Source organism: Rhizobium sp. WYCCWR10014, assembly GCF_001657485.1.
Classification (GTDB): domain Bacteria; phylum Pseudomonadota; class Alphaproteobacteria; order Rhizobiales; family Rhizobiaceae; genus Rhizobium.
Genome location: NZ_LXFU01000051.1, coordinates 17,765 through 31,620 on the forward strand (window position 1 = coordinate 17,765; position 13,856 = coordinate 31,620).

Genomic DNA, 13,856 nt, shown 5'->3' on the forward strand with positions numbered 1-13,856 from the left:
GGCTGCCGGCCGTTGCGCGGCGCGCCCGGTTTCGTTAGAGATCGGGCATGCTGATCCGACCCGCAGACAAGAACGATCGAAGCGCCATTTGGAGGATCATCGGTCCGACGATCCGCGCCGGCGAAACCTATGCGCTCGATCGCGACTTGAGCGAAGCCGATGCGCTGGCCTACTGGATGGGATCGGACCGCGAGACCTTCGTTACCGAAGAGGATGGGGTGATCCTTGGGACATATTACATCAGGGCCAACCAGGCAGGCGGCGGCCGGCATGTCTGCAACTGCGGCTACATGACCGATGCTGCAGCCAGCGGTCGTGGCGTCGCGCGGCTGATGCATGAGCATTCGCTGGAGCATGCCCGCTTGCGGTGCTTTCGGGCGATGCAGTTCAATTTCGTCATCAGCAGCAACGAGCGTGCGGTTGGGCTGTGGCAATCTCTCGGCTTCGATATCGTCGGCCGGCTCCCGGGCGTATTTCTTCATCCGACGCAGGGTTATGTCGACGCCTTGGTTATGTTTCGCACGCTTTGATCACGCATTTTCCGGAAGCGAGAATTCAGGCAGCTCCAACAACGGCATCGAACCACGCACCAGACGCAGGAAATCGCGGACCGGAGATTTTTCGAGCGCACGCGGAAAATAGATTGCGCCCGATTCCTGCACCCGGCCGTGGTCCGCGAACATCACTGGTCTGATCCCGAAGCGATCGAATAATTTCGCAAAGCCGCTGGAGGCGGCCATTACCAGCGGCGAACCCTGCATGATCAACAGAGCCTGCAGCATGGAGTCCACACGGACAGCAAAATCTCGGGTCTGACGCTCGAGTTGACCGGGCCCCTCATCGTCTCCGTAACCGGGGCTGATCCAGCGCTGACGCAGAAGATCATCGAGGGTGACAGTTGCCGCTTTGCCCATATGGTGATCTTTGTCGCAGTAGATGTAGGTCGCCTGTCTTGCCAGCGTTTCGAACTCGACCTGCATGACGGCTTCATATTTGTAGGAGAGCGTTCCGAAGACGAGATCGTAGACGCCGTGCCGCATCCCCTCGAAACGTGTGCCGTCATCGGCTATCTCGACGTGGACGACGACACCCGGATGCGTCCGGCTGAAGGCTCTTATGATCCCCGGCAATATCACCAGCCCCCAAAGATCGCCGGTGGCTATGCGAATAACGGCCTTGGCCCGGCCCTGAAGATGTTCGATCTCTTCCTTCGCTTCATCGAGCGCCGGCAATATCCGCACCGCCCGGCTATAAAGGGCTGAACCGTAAACACTCAATTCGACGCCGGCCCCGGTCCTGTTGAACAGCGGAACACCGTAGCTGTCTTCGAGTTGGCGGATCGCCCGGGAAAGCGCCGGCTGCGAAATATTCAGCTTCTTGGCAGCACGCGAGATCGATCGCTGGTTTGCCACTTCGACGAATTGGCGAAGCTCCCGCATCCATCTCCCTCCCTATGCGAATTACGCATAACATATAGCATGTTTGCATTTGACGTCAGCGCAGTATGCGCCACATTCTACACAACAATAGTAGACTAATTCCGGCGTGCCAAGTGCTACGAAAACCCCTCATGGAAGGGAATTTCGTGCCTATGGGCACGTTCTCGACGGACGCTCTACACAGAAGAATAAGCCTTCGACAAGGAAATCGAGGCACGCGAGGGGAAGAAGGAGGAGGAACCAATGTTTAAAAATGGCATAGGCCGGCAGCTGATTTTCGCCGCGACGACGGCGGTGTCGATGATCTTTGCGGTTGCTCCATCAGCTGCGCAGGAGAAGGTCCAGCTGACGTTTCGTCAATTCGATCCCCCGACCGAAATTCAAGGCCTGATCGCCGCCGTCGATGCCTGGAATTCCAATCATCCCGATGTCCAAGTCAAATTGGAAACGATGTCGGGCGGCGACACGCTTGCCCAGCTGGCGCGCGAAATTCCTGCCGGTGCGGGACCGGATGTTCAGCAGCTTGCTTTCGTGTGGACGCGTGATCTGGCGCGATCAAAGCTGCTTCTTGATCTCAGTCCTCTCATCCAATCGAATGCGCCGGGAGCTGGCACCGACGATTTTCTGGCTCTCGACCTCGCTACTCTCGACGGCAAGATCTTCGGCCTGCCATGGACGGCGGATACATTCGCGATGGCCTATCGTCCGGATCTTCTGCAGGCAGCCGGGGTCACAAACTTTCCGGATAGCTGGGATGATCTTGCGGCGGCCGCCAAGAAATTGACCACCGAAGGTGGCGGAACCGAACAATACGGTTTCTGCTTCCCCGCAGGCAGCGCACCCGACAGCGGCATGTGGACGCTTGTGAATTATTACCTCTGGAGCAACGGTTCGACCTTGGTCACGGAGGAAAGCCCGGGGAAATGGAAGGTGTCCGTTACGCCGGAGCAACTGGCGGCGGCGATGAACTATTTCAACCAGTTTTTCGTGGACGGAACAGCGCCCGAGAACCTTATCACCGTGAATGCGTGGGGTGATCCGGAGCTGATCGGCGGGCTCGGCCGAGGCGATTGCGCGATCACGTTCTTTCCGCCACAAACCTTCAGGGCTGCCCAGAAGCAATCGGACAAGCCGCTGCTGACGGCACCGATCCCGAAAGGGACGGAGAAGCGCATCTCCCATCTTGGCGGACGTGCGCTGGGCATCAATCCCAACACCAAGCATCAGAAGGAGGCCTGGGAGTTCGTCAAATATCTCGTCGGCCCCGAGACTTTCAAAACCTACAACCAGTATCCCTCGCAGAAGTCGCTGCTTTCACAGCTCCAGTTTCCGCCGGCCGAGCAGGGCTATGTGACGATGCTGCCATTGGCGCAGACCTTCGAGCGCTACATCTCTTCCCCAATCAAGGTGTCGAGCATGACGGCGCTCATCAATCGCGAGTTCGGCGCCGTATTCTCGGGGCAGCGCAATCCCGATGAGGCTGCGGATGTCATCATCAAGGAGCTCAACGACCTGCTGGCGCGCGGCAAGGGCTGACAATGTCCGTTTCCGCAAACCCGGACGGCGCGCTGGCCAAGCGCGTCGAAAGACGAGGATCATTTCGGAGTTGGCATTTCGAGCCTTATGGCCTGGTCATGCCGGCGATGCTCATCCTGGCAATCTTTTTCGCCGGCCCGGCATTCTACAATATCGCGCTGAGCTTTCAGGAACTCAGTCTTTTCGATCTGGGAAAAGAGGGTCAGTGGGTCGGCTTTGCCAACTTTGCCACCGTCCTCAAGGATGAAGGAATCGCCGGCGCGTTATTCAACACGGCCTTCCTGCTGACATTCGTGACGGTCGTCATTCGACTGGCACTCGGACTTGCGCTCGCGATCCTTCTCAACGCCGAGGTCTTTGCCAGATGGCGCATCGGCTGGCTCGTCCGGTCGCTGGTCCTTGTCCCATTCGTAACGCCGCCCGTCGTCGCCGTCGCCGCCTGGAAGTGGCTGCTCGATCCCCGCTACGGCGCGGTCAACCAGCTTCTGCTATCGACAGGGCTCATCGACAGGGGAATTCCGTTCCTTTCCAGGACGTCGACGGTCTGGGGCGCGGTCGAAACCATGTTGATCTGGCGCGAGCTCCCTTTCGTCATCATCACCTTCCTCGCGGCGCTGCAGTCGATTCCGAGGGAACTCAGGGAAGCGGCCCGCATCGACGGCGCGTCCGAGTTTCAGATACACCTGCGCATCATCCTGCCGATGCTGAAGCCCGTGATTGCAGTGGTCGCGCTGCTGACGACGATCTGGACCTTCAACAATTTCGTCTACGTCTGGCTCGCCACTCGAGGGGGGCCGGGCGACTACACGCAGGTTCTGGCAACGAAGATGTATACGGTCTCGTTTGTCGACTATCGCGTCGGCGAGGGTGCCGCAATCGGCGTTCTGATGAGCCTGATGATGTTCGCCTTCGCGCTCATCTACCTCGGCGTCCTTTCCCGCAGGAAACGGGGAGCGCCGTCATGACTGTTTCGATAACGCATAAAGCGCGGCATATCAGGTTCGCCAAGGACCTGATCACCGTCATTCTGGGCATCGGCCTGCTGCTGATCCTGGCATTCCCGTTCATTTGGGTGGTGTTGATTTCCTTCCGCCCGGACAAGGAAATCTTCACCCGGACGTTTCAGCTGTTCACCAGCGTGACCCTGGAAAACTACTACACGCTCCTCCAAAACTCGCCCTTTCCGAACTACCTCAGAAACAGTCTCGTCGTCTGCACGATCTCGACTGTTGCGGCCGTTACCATCTCGCTGATCACCGCCTATGGCTTTTCGCGAAACCGCGATTTCCGCGGCCGCGGCCTGTTGCTGATCCTGGTGATCTGCACGCAGCTGTTTCCCTATGTGATCCTGATCACGCCGCTTTACTCGATGTTTTTCGCCGTCGGGCTGATCAACAATCCGCTGAGCCTGGTTCTGTCCTACACGGCAATGAACCTGCCATTCGCCATCTATCTGCTGCTCGGCTATCTCGACACGATTCCCCAGGATCTCGACGAGGCAGCCAAGCTCGACGGCGCCTCCACGATCCAGATCATCTTCAAGGTCATTCTGCCGATCGCCTGGCCGGGTGTGGTGACGGTCGCGGTCAACGCCTTCGTGTCTGCGTGGGATGAATTTCTGTTTGCCCTGACACTGATGACGGCGGACGAAAACAAGACCGTGCCGGTCGGGCTTGCCGGCTTCTTCGGCGAATACACCACCCAATGGAATCTGGTGATGACGGCATCGGTGATTTCGACGCTGCCCACGCTTGTCCTTTTCATGCTGCTTCAGCGAAAGCTCGTCTCCGATCTCGCGGCGGGTGCGGTGAAGCTGTAGCGGCGTGAACGCCTCGAACGAACATCGAAGGTCCTTCCATGAACATCATCCTCGTGCTTATCGACAGCGTTAACCGCAATGCTCTTTCGGCCTATGGCGGAACCGAGTTCGCGACGCCGAACCTCCAGTCTTTCGCCAAGAAGGCCTGGCGTTTCGACAATCACTTTGTTGGCAGCCTGCCCTGCATGCCGGCGCGGCGTGAAATCTTTGCCGGCTTCAGCGGCATGCAATGGCGTCCTTGGGGACCGCTGGAACCCTTCGACCTACGCCTGCCGAAACTGCTGGAGAGTGCGGGTTACACAACCGCCATCGTCACCGATCACTATCACTATTGGGAGGAGTCGGCGAACGGCTACATCCAGAGCTTCCAAGGCGCGGAGTTCATTCGAGGGCACGAGCTGGATTTCTGGGAGCCGCTCGTGCCGGAGGCGGATCTTCCGCAATGGGTGCACAATATCGAGAAATGGCGCCCAGGCTATGGTCACCGCTACTTCTCGAATGTCGCAAACTTCAGGGATGAGGCCGATTTCTTTCCTGCCAAGGTGATGACATCAGCCAGCGAATGGCTCGCCAAGCCGAAGACCGGAAAGCCGTTCTTCCTGCAGGTCGAGTCCTTTGACGTGCACGAGCCCTTCGATGTCCCGGAGCCCTATGCTTCGATGTACGGCGACGGTGCGGCACGCGACCGCTTCACGCTGTGGCCGCCCTATCAGGATGCGGCACGCCAGGCGGATTTCATGAGCCAGGCGAGCCCCGAGGAACTGGCTTTCGTTCGCTCCCAATATGGCGCCAAGCTGACGATGACGGACCGGTGGCTGGGAAAGCTGTTCACCACCCTGGACGAACTCCAGCTCTGGGACGACACGGCCGTTATCGTCACCACCGATCATGGACACGACCTCGGCGAACGGGGCGGCTACGGCAAGCAATTCCCGCATTTCGACAGCCACGCGAACATTCCGCTACTGGTCTGGCACCCCGGCCTCCAAGCCAAAAATGGCGGCGTGATTGAAAATCTGACGTCGACCGTCGATCTCTTCGCCTCGATCCTGGCGATCGCCGGCGTCGAGCCCCCACGACAGACGCATTCGCATTCATTTCTGCCGCTTCTCAAGGGCGAGACCAGCAACGCGCGGAATGCCGTCATTTACGGGACATTCGGGCAAGGCATCTGCTGCACCGATGGCGAATGGACGTTGATCCAGCCGCCGGATCGCGAGAAACCGCTTTACGCCTACTCGACCATGGTACCGACGACGATCGAGCCACAGGACAAGCCGGTCGATCACGGGCGCTACATTCCCGGTATCGACATGCCGCAATGGAAAATTCCCATCTCCCCCGACGGCTCCGGAGACCGGCGGAAACTCGACAGCCAGCCGCTGCTATTTAATCGACGCAATGATCCAGGCCAAAGTCACGACCTCTGGCAAGACCGGCCCGAAGAGCGGGAACGAATGCTGCGTCTTATGCGGCAAGTCATCGAACGGTATGGCGCACCGGCCGAACTGTTTCAGAGACTGGGATTGGACTAGATTCGAGGATCAGAGCGCATCGCCGATAGGGCCATCGCCAATTCGACACTAAAAAAAGATGTGAGTGCGCTGTCGAATCCGCCCCAGCCCAAACGTCTTGAGATCGCCGGCGCGAAATGCGGTAGACTTGCCGCAGGCGTCGCGATCACTCTGTCGGCATGGAGGTTATTTAGCCATGGGTGTTTCCTATCGTTGGGTCATCGTCGCCGCGGGCGCATTGATGACATGCGTCGCGCTCGGCGCGATGTTCTCGCTGGCGATTTTCCAGGAGCCGATTGCGACGGCGACCGGCTGGTCGCATGTGGGCATAGCGAGCGCGATGACGCTGAACTTCATCGTCATGGGTTTCGGCGGCTTCTTCTGGGGGGCGGCAAGCGACCGCTTCGGCCCGCGCGTCGTCGTGCTGATAGGCTCCGTGCTGCTCGGCCTGGCGCTGGTGCTGGCGAGCCGGGCCGAGACGCTGCTGCAGTTCCAATTGACCTACGGCATCCTGGTCGGACTGGCGGCAAGTACGTTTTTCGCGCCGATGATCGCGGCAACGACCGCCTGGTTCGACGAAAACCGCGGCCTTGCGGTGTCGCTGGTCTCCGCCGGCATGGGCGTTGCGCCGATGACCATCTCCCCCTTCGCGCGCTGGCTGATCTCGGCCTATGAATGGCGGCCGGCCATGCTGATCATTGGCGTTGCGGCCTGGGCGCTGCTGGTGCCGGCTGCGCTTCTGGTCAGGCGCCCGCCTGCCGAGACCACTGACACTGGAACCGAGTTCGCGGCCGACGGCGCTCGGCCGCAACTGTCTAAAGTCTTTCGATCGCCGCAATTCATCGTGCTTGGCCTGACCTTCTTTGCTTGCTGCGCGGCGCATTCCGGGCCGATCTTCCACATGGTGAACTATGCGATGATCTGCGGCGTGGCGCCGATGGCGGCCGTCAGCATCTACAGCGTCGAGGGTCTGGCGGGACTGGGCGGCCGGCTGCTCTATGGTAGCCTTGCCGATAGGATCGGGGTCAAACCGGTGCTGGTCGCCGGCCTGCTGGTGCAGGCGGTGGCACTCGCGACCTATCTCTTCGTCAGCCAGCTCGGCGAATTCTACGCGCTCGCCATCATCTTCGGCAGTGCCTATGGCGGTGTGATGCCGCTCTATGCCGTGCTGGCGCGCGAATATTTCGGCCCCCGCATCATTGGCACGGTCTTCGGTGCGGCGACGATGCTCTCCAGCCTCGGCATGGCCTTCGGCCCTCTCATCGGCGGCTGGATATTCGACACCTTCGCCAATTATTCCTGGCTGTTCATCGGTTCCGCGATGGTCGGGCTGGGGGCCGCGGCGATAGCGCTCGCGTTCCCGCCTCTCGCTCGCCAGAAACCACAGCCGGCCTTCGGCGTGGCGCCGTAACAGGCGCCTTACCAATCCTCACGGGCGGTATTGAGAGTGGACGTCGGTGACGACGCCCACTCAAGGTTTTCGCATCGTCGCGACTTTTGCCGCCAAATCGCCGACACCGCAGGCTGCCCATTCGCCTCCAACGCAACAAACGGACGAGGACCAGCCGGACCGCGATCGTTCATATCCGCTGGCTTGTGTGCCATTTTGGATGGCGAAAGAACAAAGCGTTGCAAGGCAAGGAATATACTTGATTCCCGCAAAAGTAGAGTTCGTATTGGCGTAGTAGCGGACGATGCGGCGACGATATCTGCTAGGGCAATAACGGCTAAGACGCGCCAATCCTTAAATATTCACTTGAGGAACCCTCAGTTCTTCGGCAGTATACTCTTTATTAACTTTTGGCTGGGGGCCATACTGCAGCAATGAGGGTCATAGGAATTGCTCTGGCATGTATCATGTTGCTGTCGCAGCCGGCTCTGGCGCAGTCTCCACTCGACATCATCAGGAGCTTGACCGACGGCGTCACCCGTGATCCTGCGCCGCCAGATGTTGATCGCGGAACGTCCAAACCGATACAGACTCTTCGGTCGCAGCTGACAAGATCGCAAGTGCAACGCCTGCAACGTGCCCTGGAAGCGCTCGGTTACTATCATGGTCCGATCGACGGAGATGCCGGGGTCGAGACGTGGAGTTCGGTGGTAGCGTGGGCACGCGACCGGGGATGGGAGGCTCCAACAACCCTCCGTGTCGCGCATCTCAATTCCCTGGAAGCTGAACGCGCGCAGGGACAGGTCGCAGAACAGGATCGACCAAACTCTGGTCCGAAAGATCAGACTGTTCGTCGTGTTCAAACGGCGCTCTCACGGCTCGGCTACTATTCGGGGCCGGTGAATGGGCAGACAGACCAAGCGACCATGGCTGCGATGGCGGCCTGGGCGGCGGATCGGAGCTGGGAGGCGCCGGCATCGATCCGGGAGGCACATGCCGTCAACATGGAGGAGGAACTCTCCCATAGGACAGGTCCGGTTGTCGGCGATGCGGCCTTACCACCGTGGCAGCCGGACGACACAGGGATCGGCAGCAAAAGCTGCGCCTCCACCGGCTACAGCAAAGTCTGCCTTCGTCTTGCCTGCGATGCCGAAGCCGGTGTGGTCCTTGATCTCGAAGAGGTGGCGGGCTACTCGACACCGTCGGTCTCTAACGCAGGACTGACGGTGGATCGGGGCCCTGAGGCAATGCTTCCTCTCGATGGCATCCGCAAGAGACCGGTCCTCGATGCCGGTCGCGATGCGGCGCTCATCGCCCGCCTTTCCTCCGGGCGGTCGCTGAACCTCAAGCTGGGGACATGGTCGATGTCCTTCGGTCTCGCGCAATTCGGCCCCGAATACGACCGGGTCGGGAAGGCATGTGCTACCCTCCTTGCCAGGCTCCGTAGCGGCCAGGATCCCTTCCCTGGCCAGTTCGCCCGCCTTGCCGACGAACTGGCCGAGGTCACTGTGTCCGAAGGAACGTGGACCTCGCAGCCAAATACGGATCTTGGCGGCAGTGACATTCGACATGGGCTGGCCGATCCGCTTCTGCGTGGCCTGACGGAAGGCGAATGTATCGCGATCTGCTCCGAAACCGACATGTGCCGGGCCTATACGTTCAACTCGAGCGGCGGGACATGTTTCCTGAAATCCGAAAAGGGGTCGTCCAAACCCTTCGCAGCCGCAAAGAGCGGCGTTTTCGATGGCCGGAAAGCGGGTTTAGCACCTCCACCCACCCGCGGACCGGGACCGATCGTGGATGGATCGGTCGGCTGGCACGAGGGCGAGACGCTGGAAGGCTTCCAGGCCCGCGTGAAACAAGCTGCTCGCAGGCTCGGCGGGTCATGCGACGAGGAGAAGGAGACGCTCCGGCGTCTGGCCGAAAAATTCCAATGGAGATTGCCGCATGAGGGACCGCTCCGCGCCGGAAACAGCTTTGCGATCGAGTGGTCGGGCAATACACTCGAAGATCGCATACCGGTATGGTTCATGGTCAAAGCAGAACAGCCCGTCCGCTTTAAAGGCAAGGGGCATGTCGCGTTGGGTCCTGCCGCGCCCAACCCGTTCGCGATAAAAGCCGGTCTCGGCAAGACACGCGCCATGGTCGCTCTGGCGACACGTGGCGCCGCGGCGAGTGGTTCAGTTTCAACCATTCCGTTGCAAGCCGGGCCTTTGAACCTATCCGTCTCATTGGTGGGCTATCTGCGCGCCTGCGAGGAGGAGATCGTTTTGAAGGAAGAGTCGGAGCGGCTTGAAATCGCACCGGCGCCTGCCGAGATCGTCCTCAACACCGCCGAGGGCCGCGCGGCGTTCACACATAGCATCGATATCCCTAAATTCTCCCGTCGCATCCTCCTCAACGATACCCGCTTTCTTCTGCTGGATGCGGCAAGCGGGACGGAAATCGTAGAGCGGGCAGGCACACACCTGCAGATCTCGCCGACCCACCGCTTCATCGGCGTCGAGCACAATGGCCGGCTCGACATCGTCGACATGGTCGATGGGCGTACGGCTGCGACAGCGGATGCCGGCGACCTTCGCTGGGCGCTCGGCGACAGTGTCGTCTTCACCACGCTCGCGCCTTGGGCGGAGGTGAATTTTTCCTCCACCTTCGGCGATCATTTGCGCATACGCGAACAGATTACCGGGCCGTCTTGCTGCACCGCAGACCGCGGTCAAACGCGCGTGGCGATCGATCTGGAGAATGCTGCCTACGCCATTTGGGGTGGCGCCGGCTACCGCGTTGGTGGGCTCCAGAACCCGGATTACGCCTCGATCGCGAATTCTTCGGGCGCCTACAGCTCCGAAGGCGGCGAGACCATTCCCCTTCATTTTCATATGTTCTGGTCGCTGGGCATGGTGTCGCCCGTCAGTGTCGCTCGGGAATTCGATGTTGCCGGCGGCTTCAAGACGACCAGTACCTGGGAAGACTGGGAGGTTGCGGACGCCGACAGCCGCCGCCCCCGCGATTTTACGGAGAGCCTGTCGCGCACACTGGCCAAAATTGAGCTTCAGGCAGTCATGATCGATACGGCCCTGGCATCGAACGACCAAGGCTCCACCAGACCCGGCAATGACACACCGCTCGCTGCTGCCTTGCCCGAACAACTCCTGCGCCTCGGCGTCGCGCTCGATCCAATGGTCGATGGTGAACGCCTCGTCGCGTCCGACGCGGCAGGTGAGAATAACGCCCTTCACGCGCTTGATCGTGACCAGCGGCTGAAACGATCCGCAGAGGCGATGGGGCGCTTCCGCCGCGAGGCGGAGCGTGCGGGCTGGCGATTCGACTGGGCTCTGCCCCTCGGGGAGGAGGGTCCAATCTCCGACTGTGAACATCTTCTGCTCGGAGAATCCCCAAGCACGGGAGGCACGGGCTCGCTGTCGGCGCCTCGCGACGTTGTCGAGGTCTCGACGGTCCGCACGTCTCGCGGGGCGGTATGGGTGGCCCGTGCGGAGTGTGTCGCGGGCGCGACGTTCGGCAGCCTCAGGCCCTATGCCGCCTTTTACGTCATGGATATCGCGCGCCCCGCGCCGGCGGCGAGTGCGGCACTTCAGGCGGAAGGCGCATTTTTCTTCGAAAACAATGCCCATCGTCTGTGGTACCAGCACGCTTTTCGTATCAAAGCCAATGACGACCTGCTGCTGACCTATGCGCCCGGCAATGGCGTCATTACCGTGCGTGACCGCGCAACACAGAAGTTCCTCTGGATCGGCGAGAATCTTCCGAATGGCGACCTCCTCGTCGACGCCTGGTTGACGAAAGACCGTCGCCATGCGGTACAACTTAATTCTGACGGCAACTTCTACATTCACGCCATTCTGGACGATAGGCAGTCGCTCCTGTCCGGGCGCATTGCCGACGACGAGATCGCGATCTGGACCAAGGACTACTTTTACGACGCGACAGCCGAGGCCGCCGCCCTCATCGATCTGAAGTTTCCCGGCAGGGTTGGACAGTATAGTCTCGACCGGTTTGGCACAGCGCGCTCGGTCCCAGATCTGGCGCGCGCCGTTCTTGATCGAGGGCAGGCGCCGCAGGCCGTCGCCGAGGTGGGCGTGCCGCCGTCGTTGACAGGCGAGATCGCGCTCGAGGAAAACGGCAGCCGCGTGAGAGCCGTACTGCAGTTCGATCCGGCTGAGACGGTGCTTATGTCGATTTTTCAGGACGGTGTGCTGACCGAATCGGTTGATGCCGCCACCATCGAAAATGCAGTGTCGTTCGAGAGGCTCAAGGACGCGCGTTGGGTTTCGGTCATCGGATTCAATTCCGCGGGCCTGGCGAGCCTTCCGGTATCGGTTGATCTCGGCGAGCCTCTTGCGCGCCGTGCGGTCACCCGCGCGCTGGTGATCGGCGTGAACACTTACGAGGATGAGCGTCTCCGTTCGCTCAATTACCCTCTGCGCGATGCTGGCACGGTGCTCGAAACGCTGACCGAGCCGCTTGGTAAGGAGCCACCGTTCCGCGGCGAGGTAGGGCCGAAGGACAGGCGCGCCACACCCGAGGCCATCCTGGAGGCGACGGCGCGGCTGCTGGACGGGCTTGCTCTCGGGGACCACGCGGTCCTGTTTCTGGCCGGCCATGGCATGCAGGATCGCAATGGGCGTTTCTATTTCGCGACGTCGGCCACCGATCCGACGGATCTCGAACACACAGCCTTGCCTTTCGAACGGCTGGCCGCGCTGTTCGAAAGGACCGAGGCGCGCATCACCATTCTTCTTGACGCCTGCCACTCCGGCGCCGCGGGGACCGGGTCTTTCACCACCAACGACGATCTCGCCAACAGCCTCGCCGCCCTCAGATCCAATCTCACCGTTCTCGCCGCTGCGAAGGGCCGACAGGAGTCGCTCGGGCGGCGCGAGGTCGGGGGCCTGTTCACTAGCGCGATCGTTACCGTCCTTGGAAAGGAACGCGATCGTTATGACCACAATCACAATGGTCGCATCGAGGCCTCCGAACTGTATCGCGGCGTCAAGACGTTGGTTTTCGCGGCGAGCGACGGCAAGCAGACACCCTGGATCATCAACAGCCGACTGGTGGGAGACTATGCCCTCTTTTAGATTTCGCGACGCCTATGGAGCGGTTGCGGCCCTGGCAGCTGCCATCCTGCTTCTCGCACCTGCCGCCGCCGGTGCCGCGTGCCTCATCTGCGACGAGGTCGTCGAGCTCGATGGGGTAAGGGCAAAATGCTTCCGTCAGGACTATGAAAAGTTTCTCTCAACCGCCCGGAGCGCGGAAACGAGCAATGCGGAGGTCGATCTCTCCGCCTGCGCCGGGGACGACGGACGCGAACGCCGCGGTCTTGATCGGATGCCCGGGCTATTACCGCCAGGACGCGAATCCACAGCACGCAACCAGCGCGAGCTACGCTCGGTCTACATCTTCGATGAAGCAAGCCTTGTTTGCCTGAAGCGGTTGCTGGATGGGCACGAAGGCACGATCGATCCGTCGGTGCGGTTCGATCTGGTCGAGAATTGCAAGCCATGAGCCAGCCATCATCCAAGCGGCAGGTCGGGCTCTCTTTCTTCCACGTTTCGGATGCGGGCTGGTCGCTTCTAAGCAGCATTGTCACCGTAGTGACCTTCGTCGGCGCGGTGGGGGGTGTCTTTTGGGCGGTCTTCGAGTACCGCGAGAGCCAGGAAACCGAACGCACGAAATATACGCTCACTCTCATCGAGACCTGGGAAATGCAGGGTTATCGGCAAGCCTATGGTGAACTTCGTAAGTTCTACACGGCGTTCATCGAGACGGTCCCGCCCGCCGACAGGAGGACGGCCGAGACGAGCGGACACGCCAGGGACAACCTTCTGCAGTCCTTCAACCGTCGGATCGCGCAGGAGCCCGCGCGCCAGGAGCAGGTCAGGGAGGTGGTCTATTTCTTCAACCGGCTTGGTCTTTGCGTGAGCGCGTCGCTCTGCTCCAAGGAAACAACCGCGGTCTTCTTCAATGATACCGTGCAGTCTTTCCTCGATGCTTACGGCCCTTATATCGAGAGCAGCAAGGAGACATTGCCAGGCCGAGGCACGACACTTGTCGATCTCTCTCGGGAACTCAATCCCGCTGGTCGGGACTAGGCACCATGCTAATCTCTCCCTTTCGTGCATTGCCCTTCGTCGATT

At 60.6% G+C, this 13,856-nt stretch carries 10 protein-coding genes; 9 read left to right on the forward strand and 1 reads right to left on the reverse strand.

The features are described from left to right. Positions 1-47: 47 nt before the first annotated feature. Complete coding sequence (locus A6U98_RS30080; protein ID WP_064654611.1) at positions 48-530, forward strand: GNAT family N-acetyltransferase; 483 nt, start codon at positions 48-50, stop codon at positions 528-530. Here the strand turns inward: A6U98_RS30080 and A6U98_RS30085 are convergent, their stop codons facing one another. Beyond that, positions 531-1,439 (reverse strand): LysR family transcriptional regulator, encoded by a 909-nt coding sequence (locus A6U98_RS30085; protein ID WP_064654613.1) that lies wholly within the window; start codon positions 1,437-1,439, stop codon positions 531-533. Positions 1,440-1,682: 243 nt separating this feature from the next. Here A6U98_RS30085 and A6U98_RS30090 point away from each other — a divergent pair, with 243 nt between their 5' ends. The 8 genes from A6U98_RS30090 (at position 1,683) to A6U98_RS30130 (ending at position 13,811) form a co-directional block, all read left to right on the forward strand. After that, positions 1,683-2,975: a sugar ABC transporter substrate-binding protein gene (locus A6U98_RS30090; protein WP_064654614.1), complete on the forward strand. Its 1,293-nt coding sequence runs from the start codon at positions 1,683-1,685 to the stop codon at positions 2,973-2,975. A 2-nt stretch (positions 2,976-2,977) separates the two neighbouring features. Beyond that, positions 2,978-3,940 (forward strand): sugar ABC transporter permease, encoded by a 963-nt coding sequence (locus A6U98_RS30095; RefSeq protein WP_064654615.1) that lies wholly within the window; start codon positions 2,978-2,980, stop codon positions 3,938-3,940. After that, a complete protein-coding gene (locus tag A6U98_RS30100) occupies positions 3,937-4,794 on the forward strand; it encodes a carbohydrate ABC transporter permease (protein ID WP_064654617.1) in 858 nt (285 codons plus the stop codon). The genes A6U98_RS30095 and A6U98_RS30100 overlap by 4 nt, the downstream gene beginning before the upstream one ends. A 38-nt stretch (positions 4,795-4,832) precedes the next feature. After that, positions 4,833-6,329, forward strand: a complete 1,497-nt coding sequence (locus A6U98_RS30105) for a sulfatase (protein WP_064654619.1) — start codon at positions 4,833-4,835, stop codon at positions 6,327-6,329. Positions 6,330-6,504: 175 nt separating this feature from the next. Beyond that, positions 6,505-7,719 carry an MFS transporter gene (locus tag A6U98_RS30110; RefSeq protein ID WP_064654621.1) on the forward strand — a complete coding sequence of 405 codons (1,215 nt, stop codon included), beginning with the start codon at positions 6,505-6,507 and terminating at the stop codon, positions 7,717-7,719. A gap of 446 nt (positions 7,720-8,165) precedes the next feature. Beyond that, positions 8,166-12,797 (forward strand): caspase family protein, encoded by a 4,632-nt coding sequence (locus A6U98_RS30120; RefSeq protein WP_245304588.1) that lies wholly within the window; start codon positions 8,166-8,168, stop codon positions 12,795-12,797. Then, positions 12,784-13,224, forward strand: coding sequence for a hypothetical protein (locus tag A6U98_RS30125; protein WP_064654625.1), 441 nt, complete (start codon positions 12,784-12,786; stop codon positions 13,222-13,224). The genes A6U98_RS30120 and A6U98_RS30125 overlap by 14 nt, the downstream gene beginning before the upstream one ends. Next, positions 13,221-13,811: a hypothetical protein gene (locus tag A6U98_RS30130; RefSeq protein WP_064654627.1), complete on the forward strand. Its 591-nt coding sequence runs from the start codon at positions 13,221-13,223 to the stop codon at positions 13,809-13,811. Before A6U98_RS30125 ends, A6U98_RS30130 begins: the two co-directional genes overlap by 4 nt. The last annotated feature ends 45 nt before the right edge of the window (positions 13,812-13,856 follow it).

Bases quoted from the DNA above. Each gene is read 5' to 3' on its own strand.
- A6U98_RS30080 (WP_064654611.1), top strand. From the start codon at position 48: ATGCTGATCCGACCCGCAGACAAGAACGATCGAAGCGCCATTTGGAGG.
- A6U98_RS30085 (WP_064654613.1), bottom strand. From the start codon at position 1,439: ATGCGGGAGCTTCGCCAATTCGTCGAAGTGGCAAACCAGCGATCGATC.
- A6U98_RS30090 (WP_064654614.1), top strand. From the start codon at position 1,683: ATGTTTAAAAATGGCATAGGCCGGCAGCTGATTTTCGCCGCGACGACG.
- A6U98_RS30095 (WP_064654615.1), top strand. From the start codon at position 2,978: ATGTCCGTTTCCGCAAACCCGGACGGCGCGCTGGCCAAGCGCGTCGAA.
- A6U98_RS30100 (WP_064654617.1), top strand. From the start codon at position 3,937: ATGACTGTTTCGATAACGCATAAAGCGCGGCATATCAGGTTCGCCAAG.
- A6U98_RS30105 (WP_064654619.1), top strand. From the start codon at position 4,833: ATGAACATCATCCTCGTGCTTATCGACAGCGTTAACCGCAATGCTCTT.
- A6U98_RS30110 (WP_064654621.1), top strand. From the start codon at position 6,505: ATGGGTGTTTCCTATCGTTGGGTCATCGTCGCCGCGGGCGCATTGATG.
- A6U98_RS30120 (WP_245304588.1), top strand. From the start codon at position 8,166: ATGTTGCTGTCGCAGCCGGCTCTGGCGCAGTCTCCACTCGACATCATC.
- A6U98_RS30125 (WP_064654625.1), top strand. From the start codon at position 12,784: ATGCCCTCTTTTAGATTTCGCGACGCCTATGGAGCGGTTGCGGCCCTG.
- A6U98_RS30130 (WP_064654627.1), top strand. From the start codon at position 13,221: ATGAGCCAGCCATCATCCAAGCGGCAGGTCGGGCTCTCTTTCTTCCAC.